The sequence below is a fragment of the Prevotella sp. P4-67 genome (assembly GCF_002251325.1).
Lineage (GTDB): Bacteria > Bacteroidota > Bacteroidia > Bacteroidales > Bacteroidaceae > Prevotella.
Map to the genome: position 1 here is coordinate 1 of NZ_NPJL01000034.1, position 15,261 is coordinate 15,261.

10 protein-coding genes are annotated in these 15,261 nt (G+C 55.5%); 7 read left to right on the forward strand and 3 right to left on the reverse strand.

The features are described 5' to 3' along the window. The first annotated feature begins 107 nt into the window (after positions 1 to 107). From nagB to CIK92_RS05780, 6 genes are all read left to right on the forward strand, one after another. A complete protein-coding gene (nagB, locus tag CIK92_RS05755) occupies positions 108 to 899 on the forward strand; it encodes a glucosamine-6-phosphate deaminase (RefSeq protein WP_094385475.1) in 792 nt (263 codons plus the stop codon). A 23-nt stretch (positions 900 to 922) separates the two neighbouring features. Next, on the forward strand, positions 923 to 2,914 hold the full coding sequence (locus CIK92_RS05760; RefSeq protein WP_022309475.1) for a glucosamine-6-phosphate deaminase: 1,992 nt from the start codon (positions 923 to 925) through the stop codon (positions 2,912 to 2,914). A gap of 41 nt (positions 2,915 to 2,955) precedes the next feature. Further along, entirely contained in the window at positions 2,956 to 3,216 is a 261-nt protein-coding gene (locus CIK92_RS05765) for a hypothetical protein (protein WP_094388450.1), read from the forward strand. Between the two features lie 210 nt (positions 3,217 to 3,426). Continuing rightward, positions 3,427 to 3,567, forward strand: coding sequence for a hypothetical protein (locus CIK92_RS13730; RefSeq protein WP_158214739.1), 141 nt, complete (start codon positions 3,427 to 3,429; stop codon positions 3,565 to 3,567). A 57-nt stretch (positions 3,568 to 3,624) separates the two neighbouring features. After that, positions 3,625 to 4,866, forward strand: coding sequence for a hypothetical protein (locus tag CIK92_RS05770; RefSeq protein ID WP_144289343.1), 1,242 nt, complete (start codon positions 3,625 to 3,627; stop codon positions 4,864 to 4,866). 367 nt (positions 4,867 to 5,233) lie between these two features. Continuing rightward, positions 5,234 to 5,566 (forward strand): hypothetical protein, encoded by a 333-nt coding sequence (locus tag CIK92_RS05780; RefSeq protein ID WP_144289344.1) that lies wholly within the window; start codon positions 5,234 to 5,236, stop codon positions 5,564 to 5,566. A 214-nt stretch (positions 5,567 to 5,780) separates the two neighbouring features. On the opposite strand, the gene sprA is transcribed toward CIK92_RS05780, so the two are convergent. Together sprA and ruvA are read right to left on the reverse strand one after the other, a co-directional pair. Further along, positions 5,781 to 13,382 carry a cell surface protein SprA gene (sprA, locus tag CIK92_RS05785; protein ID WP_173823805.1) on the reverse strand — a complete coding sequence of 2,534 codons (7,602 nt, stop codon included), beginning with the start codon at positions 13,380 to 13,382 and terminating at the stop codon, positions 5,781 to 5,783. 4 nt (positions 13,383 to 13,386) lie between these two features. Further along, positions 13,387 to 14,001, reverse strand: a complete 615-nt coding sequence (gene ruvA, locus CIK92_RS05790) for a Holliday junction branch migration protein RuvA (protein ID WP_022310237.1) — start codon at positions 13,999 to 14,001, stop codon at positions 13,387 to 13,389. 1 nt (position 14,002) lies between these two features. Between ruvA and CIK92_RS05795 the strand changes: the two genes are divergently transcribed. Then, a complete protein-coding gene (locus CIK92_RS05795) occupies positions 14,003 to 14,527 on the forward strand; it encodes a hypothetical protein (protein ID WP_144289345.1) in 525 nt (174 codons plus the stop codon). A gap of 223 nt (positions 14,528 to 14,750) precedes the next feature. On the opposite strand, the gene CIK92_RS13375 is transcribed toward CIK92_RS05795, so the two are convergent. After that, positions 14,751 to 14,975 carry a hypothetical protein gene (locus CIK92_RS13375; RefSeq protein ID WP_094420662.1) on the reverse strand — a complete coding sequence of 75 codons (225 nt, stop codon included), beginning with the start codon at positions 14,973 to 14,975 and terminating at the stop codon, positions 14,751 to 14,753. Between the last annotated feature and the right edge of the window lie 286 nt (positions 14,976 to 15,261).

The window sequence follows — 15,261 nt, forward strand, 5'->3', positions numbered from 1 at the left end:
CAACAAAAAACGCCGCGGGGATGTTTTTTATCCGTTTTTTGTCCTTTTTATTATTAATAATGTGTAACTTTGTAATTCAAATAGAATATAACTTAAACATCAGAGCAATGAGATTAATTATCGAATCCGACTATGCGCAGCTGTCTCAGTGGGCTGCCAATCATGTCGTTGAACGTATCAACGCCGCTGCCCCTACAGCGGAGAAACCTTTTGTGTTGGGATTGCCTACGGGTTCTTCGCCCGAGGGTATGTATCGCTGCCTCGTAGAAGCCTACAAGGCTGGCAAAGTCAGCTTCAAGCACGTCATCACATTCAATATGGATGAGTATGTAGGACTGCCCGAGAGCCATCCCGAGAGTTACCACTCGTTCATGCGTCGCAACCTCTTCGACCACATCGACTGCCCCGCCGAGAATATCCACATTCTCAATGGCAACGCCGAAGACCTCGACGCCGAGTGTGCCCACTACGAGCAGATGATAGAGGAAGCAGGCGGTATCGACCTGTTCCTTGGCGGTATCGGACCTGACGGCCACATCGCTTTCAATGAGCCTTTCTCTTCACTCTCATCACGCACACGCATCAAGACACTTACTACAGATACCATCATCGCCAACAGCCGATTCTTCGACAATGATGTCAACAAGGTGCCCAAGCACGCCCTCACCGTAGGCGTAGGCACTGTGCTGTCAGCCCGCGAGGTGATGATTCTCGTCAATGGCCACCACAAGTCGCGCGCCCTCCAGGCAGCTGTCGAAGGTCCCGTGACCCAGGCCTGGACCATCAGCGCCCTGCAGCAGCATCCCCATGCCATCATCGTAGCCGATGAGGCAGCCACCGAGGAGCTCAAGGTGGGTACTTACAAGTACTTCAAGGATATCGAGAAAGATAATTTATAAGAACTTCAATAACTGATAAGACAATGAGACTTAACTTAAGTTCGCAGATTGTATTCAACACAGTTCCCGAAGAGTTTTATAACCCCAAGACGGCCGTAGAGCGCTCCGAGATTACACGCGACGAACACATCCTCACCGACATCTATCCCACGGTGGATGAAGGTGCGCAGAAGATAGCCGATGCCATCGTGGCCGAAATCAAGGCCAAGGAACTGCTCGGCAAGTATTGTGTCTTAGGTATGGGTACAGGCCAGTCGCTGACCCCCGTATTCAACGAGTTGATAGACCGCTACGAGAAGAAGCTCGTCAGCTTCAAGAACGTGGTTATCTTCAACGCCTATGAGTTTTTCCCCCTCGCTGCCGACAGCCAGCACAGCACCATCAGCCAGCTCCGCCAGCGTCTGCTGAGCCACATCGACATTCCCGAGCAGAATGTCTATACCCTTGACGGTACCATCGCCCAGGAAGATGTGCAGAGCCAGTGCCGCCTCTATGAGCAGCGCATCCAGACCTTTGGCGGCATCGATGTGATGCTGCTCGGCGTAGGCCGTATGGGTAACATCGCTACCAACGAGCCCGGCTCTACCCTCACTTCTCAGGCCCGCCTCATCCTCATCGACGCTATCAGCCGCGAGGAGATGTCGCTGAGCTTCGGCTCTCAGGAGCCTGTGCCTCCATGCTCTGTCACCCTGGGTATAGCCGACATTCTGGCTGCCCGCAAGGTGTTTATCACCGCATGGGGAGAGGAGAAGGCAGAGATTGTGCGTAGCATGGTCGAAGGCAAGATTAGCGACTCCATTCCCGCATCGTTCCTCCAGACCCACAACGATGCCCATGTGGTCATCGACCTTCCCGCCGCTGGCAAGCTCACCCGCATCATCCATCCCTGGTTGGTAGCCAGCTGCAAGTGGACCGACAAGCTCACCCGCGCAGCCCTCGTATGGCTCTGCCAGATTACCGGCAAGCCCATCCTCAAGCTCACCAACAAGGACTACAATGAGAACGGACTCTCCGAGTTGCTCGCCCTCTATGGTTCGGCTTACAATGCCAATATCAAGATATTCAATGACCTGCAGCACACCATCACCGGATGGCCCGGAGGCAAGCCCGACGCCGACGATACCTATCGTCCCGAGCGCGCCAAGCCATTCCCCAAGCGCGTCATTGTCTTCTCGCCCCATCCCGACGACGACGTCATCTCTATGGGTGGCACCATCCAGCGCCTCGTCAAGCAGGGTCACGACCTGCATGTAGCCTATGAGACCAGTGGCAACATTGCCGTGGGCGACGAGGAGGTGACACGCTTCATGCACTTCGTCAATGGTTACAACCAGCTCTTCATGGACAGCAAGGACGAGGTCATCACCAAGATGTACAAGGACATCAAGAAGACACTCAAGAACAAGAAGGAGGGCGATGTAGATACTCCCGAGGTACGTACCATCAAGGGTCTTATCCGCCGTGGTGAAGCCCGTACAGCATGTACTTACAACAATATACCTCTCGACCATGTCCACTTCCTTGACCTTCCGTTCTATGAGAGTGGCAAGATAGAGAAGCTCCCCATGACCGAGAAGGATGTTGAGATTGTACGCGAACTGCTCCGCAAGGTTCAGCCCCACGAGATATTCGTTGCCGGCGACCTGGCAGACCCCCACGGTACCCACCGCAAGTGTACCGACGCCGTCTTTGCAGCTATCGATGAGGAGAAGAACGCCGGTGCCGAGTGGCTCAAGGACTGCCGCATCTGGATGTACCGTGGTGCGTGGGCTGAATGGGAAATCGAGAACATCGAGATGTGCGTGCCCATGAGCCCCGAGGAACTCCGCGCCAAGCGCAACTCCATCCTCAAGCACTCTTCACAGATGGAGAGCGCTCCCTTCCTGGGCAACGACGAGCGCCTGTTCTGGCAGCGTGCCGAAGACCGCAACCGCGCCACTGCAGCTCTCTACGACTCGCTCGGACTGGCATGCTACGAGGCTATGGAGGCATTCGTAGAGTACAAGCCACTTTAACTGCAAGCACATTAACTTAACATAGAGGCAGCCTTTCTGTCATGGGCCACAGGCTCGGGCAGCAGAGGCTGCTTTTTTGTGCCCTCTCGGCAGCGCCCTTGCCGCCGATGGCGAAGCCCGTGGTCGCTGCTCTCGCCGTCAGCACAGCTTCCGTCGGGGTAAGGGTCTATGGGCGCGCGGCGATGCCAATGGAGCCTTATGGCATGATAGTTAACGTGTTTATGGTGTTAAAAAATGAAAAACCGGCCATTATTCCAGCCTTTATCACTACCTTTGCAAATCTGATTTTCAAATCCATCTGAATCAAACCTACCGGCTGGATGGCTGTAGAGCTCCTCTGCAAGGCTTCGACCATAGTCGTATGGCGCATGGGCATGCCGCAGGAACCTCACTTTCCACCACTATTACCTATATCTATGTCGCAGTTTGCCATGTCCTCGATGGGGGAGATGGAGAGACCACTGCCGCTATACATGAATATATATATAACAACTAAATAGAATTTCAACAAGATGAACAAGCAACATTACATTAAGCCGGCGACCACTGTCTTCGCCGTACAGCCCCTCGCTATCCTCGCAGGAAGTGGCACTGGAAACATCACAGTACAAGGTGACGTCACAAGCGGTGATGAAGAAGATGTGTGGGAATAAGTAGACCCATGCTCCATAGGCAACAATACAACAGACAAGAACTAAGAATTAAGGAAAATGAAGAAGACATTATTGTTTTTGATAGCTGCTACAGCGATGATGATGACCGGTTGCAGCAACGACGATTTCGGCGGTGCCACCCAGGGCATGACCCTCAACGCCACTGTAGAACAGCCCGCTTCGCGAGCCACCATGACTGACCCTAATGACGGTACCTATAAGTTCAGCTTTACCGACCCCGACAAGCTCTATGTGACCAACTCTGAGGTCTCCAACTATTATACATTTACCAAGAATGGCGAGACTTTCACCTCTACCAATGCCAAACCCACTAATGCGGTTGCCGACTGGTACGCCTATTTCCCTGGCAACATTGTCGACTTGACTAATCAGAAAGGTGATTTGGCTCGCGTAGCCAACTATTATGCCTGTGCCGGCAAGACCGCGTCTGCCACCACCGGCGCCGATGGCCTCAACATTAGGCTCACGCCCCAGGTAGCCATCCTGCGTATCAAGGTAGATAGCATCGCTTGCGACATCCAAGTAAAGACAAGCGACGACAAGTGGGTGTCTGGCCTCGAAGCTACCAAGGGTACTACAGAATTTACTGTGACGACCAGCAACTCCAAGGTTAGCCTGCTCACAAAGCCAGAACCCGGCACCTATTATATCGCAGTACCCGCAGGAGTGAAGATTGCCATCTACAATGGCGGAACCCTGGTCAGGGCCACCAAGGATAAAGGTCTCACAGCCGGCAAGTACTACAACCTGACCACCGGTCCAGTGAGCGGAAAGGTAGAAGCTACTATCGATGGTAAAAAAAGAGAGTTGGTAGATTGGGTACAGCTGTGGGCAGGCGGTCCTAAGTTTGCTACGAAGAATGTGGATGGAACAATGACATGGACTGATGCCAATGCAAATACTTTCTGGGGGGGCAATTGGAGAGTGCCTACCAAGGAAGAGATGAGTGGTCTTTTAGGAAAAGTTGATGGTGATATAACATTTACGACCAGTACCGTGAAAGTTGAGTATTTGCAAGAGAATAATGAATTTGGCTTCAAGTTTACTGGAGTTCAGCCAGGATATACTCGTAACAGCATATTCTTGCCATTGGTTAATGCTAAAAATTATGGTACAGAATTTTCTGGTAATTATTGGTCATCCTATCAGGATAATGAATCAAAATCCTGCTCCTGTTTGTCTCTTTACTATAATGTAAAGCCATATTTACAAACATTTATATTAACAACAGCTCATGGCGAGAATGCAAAATATGCAGTTAGACCCGTTCTCAAATAACCGATAATTAGATATACAGCGCAATAGTCGCTGAATAGGAAAAATAGAATAACAGCCCGAGACTGGTGCAGTAGCGCCGTGTCTCGGGCTGTCTCGTTTGTTGATGCATTGTGCCCTGGTACAGTCATCGCGAGCAGCTAAAGCCCCACCCCAGCCCTCCCCAAGGGGAGGGAGTTCTATTCGGCTGTGTATTAACTAATTATAAAAACTCCCGCCCTTTGGGGAGGGTCGGGGAGGGGCTCGTTATGCAGCGCCTCTACCCTGGGTATATATATAATAAGGTATGGCAACTCTGTAGGAGTTGCGATTAGCCGAAGGCGTTACCTGCAGCAGGACATAAAATAGGATGATATAAACACAAAAAGCCATGGCGACTGTTGTCGGCTCCGCCTTTTTGGGGGTGGCGGTGACGTCAGTCGGAAAACAAGTTTTCCTCCTTATCATCACCACCATCCCCAACGCCATGCTTTGCATGACGACAACAGCCGCCACGGTTCAAAAAGCGGCCGGTGGCCGTTCAAAAAGTCCGCCGTTGGCGGTAAAAAAACAGCTGATTGTAAGCCCCTCCCTAACCCTCCCCAAGGGGCGGGAATTCATTCTCGTTGTGTTTGAGGAGGTTGTGGTGCACACCTTCCCCTTGGGGAAGGCTGGGATGGGGCCTTCATTTGGGCTTTTTTCCTTCCCCTTTGGGGAAGGTTAGGATGGGGCCTGTGGTGGACGGGACGCACCCCTGGCAACTCCTACCAGCCAACTAAAGCCCCACCCCAGCCCTCCCCAAGGGGAGGGAGCTCTATCCGTCTGTGTATTAACTAATTATAAAGAACTCCCGCCCCTTGGGGAGGGTTGGGGAGGGGCTTTGCGTGAGCCGGGTAGGGGCGTTCTGTGGGTCGAGGAGGTGCTCTTCCGCTTCTCTTTTACCTCGTCAAACTGAACTTGATGCTCAATCCGAAATCTCTGGTGGTGGTGGGGAAACTGTTGTTTGCCAACAGCGGTGTGTTGGTCTGTCGGTCGTAATAGAAGCTCATCGTGAGCAGGCGGGAGAGGGTATAGTCTGCCATGAAGCTCAGCTTGAATGCCGTGTTGCCGCTGCTGGCATAGCTGCTGATGGTGGCTATATCGCGGCTGATGCTCGCCTGGCGTCGGTAGCTCAAGTCCAGACGCAGGTTGAGGTCGTTGTTGGTGCCACTCCGGCTGCTTACCGCTGCTGCAGTGGTCGACTGCGTCTTGTTGCGGTTGCCTCTGCCCTTAATCTTACGCATATTGCGGTCGCCGAAGAGCTTGAAGTTGTTGATGCGATAGCCCAATCCTAATACCCAGTCTCTGCTCAGTGCCTCGTTGAGCTGCACGCTCGTCATACTCAGGTTGAGCACACGCGTAGTGCGATATTCCACCTTCGCGGTGAGGTTGTTTTCAAATGTCATGTCTACTCCGAGCAGGGGCGAGAACGCCTCGTTGATGCTGACGCTCGACACGTTGAACATGCTGCTGGGCGTGGGCGCACCCGTGGTGGTCTCGTTGACGAAGCCCAGCCCGTTCATATACTCCTGGAAGGTGCTGTAAGTGCTGTAGGCTCCCACGGCGTAGACGCTGCGGTAGGCGTGGTTGATGTTGAAGCTCTTGAACACATCCCTGAACCAAGGCAACTTAGCCATTCCGCTGTAGCGCACCGTCCAGTTGGGCAACATGCGCGCCAGCGATGGGAATATGTCGAGTCCGCTGCCCATGCTGGTATAGGCAGAGAGGAATGCGGGCACCATGACATCGGCGCTGTAGCGGTTTACGCCACCGTTGGCGGGGTCGAAGGTCTTTCCCGCGAGCGAGGTGCCGGCGGGGTAGACCGCACCGGCATACTGGGCTTCGACGCGGTCACGGAAGGCGTCGAGCGAGTTGCAGAACTTCTCGAAGGTGGGCGAGTGGAAACCGTTGGTGGCTTCGCCTATGCCGCTCAGGGCGCCCTTGAGCGAGATGGTAGTCATCGTGAATGTGCCGCTCTGTGTGGTGGGGTTGCCCCGATACATGTACTGTATGCTCTTGGCACGGCTCTCGGTGCGGTTTGCCACGAGGTCTATCTTCAGGTTGCGCACTGGCTCGAGGGTGAGTCTCAGCTGCACATCCTCGGTCAGGTTGGTGGTGGCGGGCGTGGCCACCGAGTCGCTCATGAGCAGCCAGTCGTTGCGCTTGGCCTTGTCGATGTAGCTGTCGTCTATCATGCCGAAGGCGAAGTCGAGTCCTGGCGACAGGAGTCCGTACTCGCGCGTCTGTCCGAGCGCATTGCCCACGGTAGGCATAAATCCCGGCAGCGAGAGCGAGTAGTTGTTGCGGTAGCTGAGGCTCACGTTGCGCACCATCATCATCACGCGGGCTACCGACTGAGCCGTCTTGTACCAGCCCTTGTCCTCGAGCGGTTCGCGCGGGGTCACCGTCAGCTTGATTTTGGTGAGCGTGTCGACCTTGCTGAATATCTTGATTTGGTTATCACCCACCTTCTTATATTTTATGGCGATGTTCTTGCCGTCCTTGGTCTTGGCGCTCACGTCGATACGGCGTGTGCGCTTGCCGTGGCTTATGAGCAGCGTGGTGTCGGGCGTGAGCGTCAGCTCGCGCTCATAGCTGCGTCGGTTCTTGGGCAGTTCTTTCTTCTGCTTCTCTGCGTCGCCGTCCTTGCCGTTGGCCGCCTGCTTCTTGAGCGTCTCGCGCTGTCGCTGCTTTTCCTTTTTCTCGCGCTCTATCTGCGAGCGGCTCTTCTCGCGTCTGAACTTGTCGTTGACCTTCTTCAGGAAGGGGATGTGGTTGTACAGCCGCTCCATGTTGAAGGTTCCGTTGACATTGAGGTCACGGTTGCTCACGATGTTGTTGCCCAGCGAGGTGCCGTCGTCGAGTGCCGTGCCGCGCACCCAGTTGTAGGTGGCGTTGTAGGTGGCGTTGACATTGGTCCAGTCGAGTATCGGGATGAGGTTGAGCGGCACCTGGTACGACAGGGTGAAGTTCTGGCTGTAGTCGAGCGGCGTTCCCATGTGGCGCAGACTCGTTCTGACAGAGTCTTTCCACTGGGCGTACTCGTCGGGATAGCGTTCCTTGTTGACGGGAGCGTAGGGCTCTTCGATTTCAGCGTGCGTGGCACTCTGGAAGTTCATGTGCAGATTGCGTGTAAGGTCCCATCTCAGGGTGAAATCACGGTTCCAGAGGAACTGCGAGCTGAAGGTCAGCGGCAGCTGTCCGCCTCCGAGGTCTTCCATGTCGCGCTCCTGCAGCTCGTAGTAGTTGCGTGTTATCTCGGTGTTGAAGCCCACGTTCTGCGGGAGCCAGTTGAGTCCGAATTTCTTGATGATATCGAGCCACTTCGACCTGTTCTTGATTGAGCGGAACGGCTCCCACGCCTTGAATATCGGTGTCCAGTTGTAGTTGAGCGCCCCTCGCCAGTTGTCTTCCTTCTCATAGACCGTCGTCTCGCCGTTGGTCTCGCGGTGGGAGTGGCTGTAGGACAGCGAGAAGTTGGCAGGGTCTATCGGCAGCGGGTGTCTCTTGTTCTGTATGTCTACCCTTACGTTCGACAGCGAGAAGTTGGTGCTTGTCGTCTTGGTCACCGCGATGCTCTTGATAGAGTCTCTCTCCTGCTTTGAGCCGGCAGCGTCGAGCGCATCCTTGAGCAGCATGTCGGTATCGAGCGGGTTGTACTTGGGCGAGGTCTCCTCCTTGGTCACCGAGTAGTAGAGCGGTATGCTCACCTTGGCTTTGTCGGGGAAGAACTTGCCCAGCTCCAGGTTGGTGGTTATGCTGTAGGTCTTGTAGTCATCGGTAGAGCGCTGGCTGACGCCCTCCTCCAGTCCGCCGAAGCCTTCCGACATGTAGCGGCCCTGCATATTGACCGTACCCAGGTCAGAGAGCTGCACGTTGAGGTTGCCCTGTGCCGCCCATCCGCCTCCGTTGTTGTACTCCTTGAGTCGCAGCTCGTTGACCCACACCTCTGCCGACTTGTGGTTGCCCGACTTGTTGCGCACGCCTATCATCATCGTCTTCACCTCGCCCAGGGTGGGGTTGCCCACGATGCTTACGCGGTTGGCAGGGTGGTCGGCGTCGTAGACTGAGAACACGCGCGAGTATGAAGCTGTGCCCTGTGCCTTGGCGATATTGCGCTCCTTCTTGACACGGGTGAAGATGCTCAGCGGGAAGTCAAACATATTAGCCTGGGGCCATACCCGCTCGCAGTCCGAGCGTGAGTAGCGGTCGTAGTGACCCGGTTCGGTGAGCTTCAGGGGAATTTCGTACTCGTAGTAGTTGGTCTTGTAGTCGCTGCCCACACGGATGAAGACGGCTATCTGGTCGTCGGCGAGGCTGGTGGCGTTCTGCTCCATTGCGTTGGCATGGACAAACATCTGCAGGCGACGATACTGACGCAGGTCGAGGTTGGTATTCTTGTAGACCGCCTTTGACTCGTTGTTGCCCAGATTGGTTACGACCATGTTGAGTGCCTGCTCGTTGGCCTCTACCAGCTGTGGCTGCGTGGGGTCCTGTGCGCGGTTTATGCCCGGTGGCAGCACGTAGTTGACGGGCGACTTGTCGTTGTTTTCCTCGATGTTGATAGAGCTTACTGCCATCTTTCCCGACGACGAAGCGACTCCGTCGAGCGGCTGGTCGTACGTACGCCACTCGCCCTTGACCAGGTCGAGACTGCCGAAGCGCAGCACGATGGGGCGGCTGAACCCGCGGAGATACATACGCATGAAGCGCATGCTGGTGAAGTCGGAGATGGAACCCACGCGGTCATCGTAGTCGCTGAGGGGGATACGGAACTGGTACCACATGACCTTCTCGGTGGTGCCGTTGCGCAGTGGGACAGCCGCTTCACGGCAGTCTACGATGTGGTTGCGGCCTACAGCCATGTCCTGCGGGCGCAGCGAGACGTGGTACTGGTAGTATTTCTCATACTCATTGAGGGTGTAGTCCTGGTTGATGTCCTCGACATCGGGCGTGGTCTTGTAGGAGGTGTCGTAGCCCTCGGTGCGGCTCTCGGAGTCGGGCGAGTTGCCCTGGGGGTTGTTGATGCGCTTGTAGCGTTCGAGTATCGATGTCTTGGCTTTGTCGAAATCGGTGCCGCGGAAGTAGTGGTAGTTGTCATTGGCAGGGTCGGCCTGGATAGAGTCAAACACCTCGGGGCTCACCTTTGCCCTTGCCTCCTGCAGAAACTGCTGATAGGTCTCAAACTGGCGCTCTTCCTCGTCGCGCAGACCGTTGAAGCCCACATCCTGGAGCGCACGGCTACCCGGCGAGGTGGCAAAGGCGTAGGTCACGTTGGCCTGGGTGGGTACCTTGCCCCATTGCGTGTTGACAAATGACTGTGAACCGTCTACCGGCATGCCGCTCTCATAGAATTTCTTGCCGTCGCGCAGCACATCCTCACTCACCTCACCCAGATTGATATAGAAGTCGCCGCCATACTCATTGGCGTCTGCCTGGCGGTTGGTGTAGATAAACGGGTCCATGAGCCAGAACTCTACGTACTCGATGTTGGCTGCCTCGAAATCATTGGTGTTGAGCTTGCGCATCATGCCACCCCACTTGTCTTTGGGGTTGCGCAGCCGGCCGTCGGCGGTGATGTCGGGGTTGAAGTTATAAGGACCGCGCTCAGTGGGGTAGTAAGCGAGGTTGAGGATAGGAAGGGTAGAGATGACGCCATTGTAGCTGCTCTGGTCGCGGTTTGGGTAGAGCTCGTTGACCGGCACCTCGCGCACATAGTGGTTGGAGAGCTGCTCGAGGTCGCTCTTGATGTGGGCTGGGGTGAGCGAGCTGCTGCGTCGGGTGAATAGCGGGTCGATGTTGTACCATGCCAGCAGCGAGCGGTCGTAGCCACTGCGGAGCGTAGTCTTGTCGTTGAAGTTGGGAATGGACGACGGCACGCTCGAGATAATCCACGATGAGGGCGTGGAGATGTCTATCTTGCTCGTGGAGTTTTCAAAATCGTCGAGATATGACGCGTTGTCCTGGGTGCCGTGGCTCTGTCCGGCGATGAGCTGGGCAAACTCGGCGTTGAAGGAGATTTGAGATGGCTGCGTCACATGCAGGAATGGAATCTTGTCGAGCATATTGGTGAGCCACTGGCTTTCCTTCTTCCAGTTGAGGTTCACGCCCCAGAGCGTGTTGTTGAGCGGTTCGGTGCCCATATTGACCTTGCTGGTGAGCGCCTGTTCGGTGAGGTGCTGCACGGTACCGCTGAGCTGCAGGTTCTTGTTGAAGTTGTACTCCCAGTTGAGGCCGAACATCGTCTTGCGTTGCTGTCCGTAGTCCGACTGACTCTCGAGAGAGACGTTAATCTGCGTCCCTGCATCTATCAGACTTTGGTTCAGGATGGTCACTTCGCCCGCGCTATAGTCCACGGTGTAGTCGCTGCCCTCGGTGAGGGTCACTCCGCCGGCGGTTACCACCACCGAGCCTTGTGGTACGTTGTAGGCGCCGAGCGAGATGACGCCCGATGCGCTGCCTTTGAACTGTCCCGTGAGTATATACTTGTTCTTCTCGGCTATCTGCCGTGCCACCGTCTTGGTGGTATCATAGAGCTCGGTGAAGGCGTAGTGCTTGGCGCGGTCGGGGGCTACGCCCTTGGCCACGAGGTAGTTGTAGAGGTAAGAACCGAAGGGCTCGGTGCATGGGAAGAAGACGCGGCCGTTGCTCACGGTGTAGCCTTCCACGAAGTCGAAGTAGCCGTTGGGGTTGGGCTTGTTGTTGTTGTCCAGACGGTCGGCGCCGAGCACACGGATGATGGGCGTCTCCTTGACCTGGGTTTCAGGGATGTAGTTGAGATAGACGCCGGCGGTATCGCTCTGGAACTTCACATCGAGGCGGAACTTCTCTTTCTCCACGCTCGAGGCCAGGCTGTACACGTTTTTCATCATCAGGTCCCAGTTGCCCTGCGTCGGGTTGTTGCTGGTGTTCTTGAGCGACTTGACAAAGAGTGCCTTCTTGACATCGGTCACGTCAGAGGCAAACTCGCCCACCTGGTAGGTCACGCCGCCGTAGGTGTACTCGTAAGCCACAGCCAGCACCTGGTCGGTCTGGAGTGTGGAGCGCAGCGATATATAGCCGAGCGACGGGTTGAGCGTGTACTCCGACGGCGACAGCAGTCGCGCGCTCTCCAGTTTCTCATAGTCCACGCCACCCACGAGTCCTGCCCCGTCGAGGGTAGAGTTGACGGCGTCGATGTCGCGGGCTGCGGCATAGGCGGTGGTCATGGTCTGATACTCGCTGTTGGCGCTGTTGGCAGGCACGGGCTGTCCGGTGGGCGTCCACATCGTGTTGCTCACCTTCTTGTTCTCGCCCAGGTCGGTCAGCGCCACGATATTGCGCGTATTGGTAGCCACGCCGCTCTTGTTGGTCACCCATATCTCCACGCGGTTGATTGTGATGCCGGTCGTCATGTTGGGCAGCGTGCGCATGGCAGCGTCATACTTGCTGCGGAAATACTGGGAGAGGAAGAAGTGCATGTTCTCCTCATAGTTGGCGACGTTGATTTCAAACGGCGTGAGTTGGATGCCGCCCTTGGCGGAGACGCTGCTGGTGTTGCTCTTCTTCTGCGAGGCGACGAGCTGCAGCTTGAGGCGTCCAAACTGCAGGTCGGTGCGCAGACCGAAGAGCGAGCTGGCTCCCTTGATGAGCGACGAGTTGGAGGGGAAGGTCACGTTGCCCGCCTCGACCAGCTTGATGATTTCGTCCTCCTTGCCTTCATACTTGAGCTTCAGGTTCTGGGCGTCGTAGTCGAAGGTGGCGTCGGTGTTGTAGTTGAGGTTCATGTTGACCTTGTCGCCCACCTTGCCGTTGACATTGAGGTTGATCTTCTCGTCGAAATCTATGGTAGTGGTCTTGCGGTTGCGGATGGGCAGACTGGGGTTGTCTATGTTCTTGAGCGTGGCGCCCAACTTGAGTTCGGCGCTTCCCTGCGTCTTGATGCGCACGCCGCCGGGGCCGAATATCTTCTCGGCGGGTCCCAGGTCGAAGTGCATGTCGGTGAAGTCAAACTTCTCCTTGCCCTTGGCCTGGTATACCTCGTCGTTCTTGTCGCGGTAATAGCGGTTGCGTGCCTGGCGCTCGCTCCATCGGCGATACTCCTCGGGCGTCATGATGATGGGCGCCTCGAGCCACACACTGCCGATGCGCGTGCCTATCATGTAGCAGTCGAGTGTGTCGTTGTAGACCACCTGCTGGTTCAGGTTGTCGGGGCGTTTCAGGTCGGCGGCGGGCAGACGGTAGTCGTCTATCGTGAGCGCCGTGGTGCGCTGTATCTTCCAGCGCGGGTGGAGCAGCGAGTCGGGTATGGTGTCCTCGTCGATGGCTATGGGCTGCGCCGCAGCCTTGATGCGTGGCACGGTGTCGGTGGGTGTCGTCGCTTTCGTGCCCTGCTGCTGTCGGGCGGGGCGTACGGTCTTGCGGCTCTGAAGATAGGGCACTGAGGCATAGCCTATGGTCGAAACCATAGGTATCATGATTAATGCCAACTTTATCCAGTGTCTTATCTTCTGCCTTTGCATGGGTTTACTTTATCTGTTTGAGCGCCAGCTTGACCACCTGCTCCACGGGCATGGTGGGCTCGTCTTGCAGGATGGCAGCCACAATCTTGGCAGAGGGAGCCGGAGCGAAGCCCAGCATGGTAAGGGCGCTCACAGCCTCGTCTCTCACGCCCATGTCAATAGAGGGTGCGGTAGAGGTCGAGGCGTGCAGCTCGGTGGCGATGCCCATCTGCACGATTTTGTCCTTGAGGTCAACGATGATGCGCTGTGCGGTCTTCAGTCCGATGCCCTTGACGGCTTTCAGCATGCGCTCGTCGGCAGAGGCGATGGCGTTGCACAGCTCCGAGGGCGACGATGCCGAGAGTATCATGCGCGCCGTGTTGGCGCCCACTCCCGATACGGTGATGAGCAGTCGGTAGAGATCGCGCTCCTGGCGTGAGGCAAAGCCGTAGAGTGTATAGGCGTCGTCGCGGCCGCCGGTCACGAGGTTTTCGTGTACGTAGAGCTTCACCTCCTTCTTGCCTTGGATGGTGCTGTAGGTATTGAGCGAGATGTTGAGGGCATATCCCACTCCGGCTGCTTCTACCACAGCCGTGGCGGGGGTGAGTTCGGTCAACTCGCCCTTGATATATTCTATCATTTTGTACGTGTTATATTATATAATATACATTATTAACGCAGTCGGTGCCCGATTTATTGTATTTGTGCCCGATTTTATTGCAGCCGCCCCCAATTTTACGCTCTCCACGCAGGGGTTGGCGAGAACGGCGGGGGTCGTCGGCGGCGCGGGGGGGGGGGGTAACCAGTTGACAGCCACCCCTATAGCCGTAGGGGAGGGGAGTGGCATGGGCGTGATGGCACCCAGTCTGCTGGTGGCGCGCGGAATGGTGGTGGAGTTGCGTGGGATGATGGTGGAGTTGCGCGGAATGGTGGTGGAGTTGCGTGGGATGGTGGTGGCAGCGAGTGGATTGTTGCCGGAAGGCATTGTAAAGTTGATTTCAAGGTGCGAAATAGTGATTGCAAACCGCGATATAATGATTTCACACCGCGAAACCGTCATTTCCAACCCCGAAACCAAAATGAAGTCCATCTCCGTGAGGATGATGGCAGTCGGGGATGCGCTTAGTGTATGCGTTGTTATTCGTGTGTGTTTCCATATACCTTGAATATACCATCACAAGGATCTACAAAAAGATTTGTGGCTTTTCAGGGCTTCGCCCTATGCGTCCGTGTGTGTCGGGAGATATCTCGAGAGCGAGCTCTCGGATATTCCCCGCCACCCCCATCCGCGCCTGCCTGGTGGCAGGCTGAAAAGCCGCAAATACAAAAAGTCCGCCGTTGGCGGTAAAAAAAGTCCGGCTGCGCCGGTACAAAAAAATGATTACCTTATTATCTATCGGTAGCGTCATATAGATGGGATAACACAATCAGCTGTTTTTTTACCGCCAAAGGCGGTCTTTTTTTACGGCCACTGGCCGCTTTTTGAAACGTGGCGGCTGTTGTCGTCATGCAAAGCATGGCGTTGGGGATGGCGGCGACGACACGGAGGAAAACTCGTTTTCCGACTGGTGTCACCGACAGCCACAAAAAGGCGAAGCCGACAACAGCCGCCATGGCTTTTTGTGTTTATATCAACCCCTAATAGAAGCAGTTATTAATGGATTAATCCCGCAATTGAAACCTTGTTTCCTGCCGTGGTAACGCCTTCGGCTAACCGCAACTCTTACAGAGTAGCTAAGTAGGGTGGGTTTCTTACCCAGGGTAGAGGCGCTGCTCGCCTCAACCCTGGGCTATGAAATCGCAACTCCTACAGAGTTGCTGCTGCTTGCGGGCCATAATTCATCGTTGATGATTCGCCCCCCAGGGCTATGCATGATTAGTCCGTTGACGATGATGTGCG

Bases quoted from the DNA above. Each gene is read 5' to 3' on its own strand.
- nagB (WP_094385475.1), top strand. From the start codon at position 108: ATGAGATTAATTATCGAATCCGACTATGCGCAGCTGTCTCAGTGGGCT.
- CIK92_RS05760 (WP_022309475.1), top strand. From the start codon at position 923: ATGAGACTTAACTTAAGTTCGCAGATTGTATTCAACACAGTTCCCGAA.
- CIK92_RS05765 (WP_094388450.1), top strand. From the start codon at position 2,956: ATGGGCCACAGGCTCGGGCAGCAGAGGCTGCTTTTTTGTGCCCTCTCG.
- CIK92_RS13730 (WP_158214739.1), top strand. From the start codon at position 3,427: ATGAACAAGCAACATTACATTAAGCCGGCGACCACTGTCTTCGCCGTA.
- CIK92_RS05770 (WP_144289343.1), top strand. From the start codon at position 3,625: ATGAAGAAGACATTATTGTTTTTGATAGCTGCTACAGCGATGATGATG.
- CIK92_RS05780 (WP_144289344.1), top strand. From the start codon at position 5,234: ATGGCGACTGTTGTCGGCTCCGCCTTTTTGGGGGTGGCGGTGACGTCA.
- sprA (WP_173823805.1), bottom strand. From the start codon at position 13,382: ATGCAAAGGCAGAAGATAAGACACTGGATAAAGTTGGCATTAATCATG.
- ruvA (WP_022310237.1), bottom strand. From the start codon at position 14,001: ATGATAGAATATATCAAGGGCGAGTTGACCGAACTCACCCCCGCCACG.
- CIK92_RS13375 (WP_094420662.1), bottom strand. From the start codon at position 14,975: ATGGCGGCTGTTGTCGGCTTCGCCTTTTTGTGGCTGTCGGTGACACCA.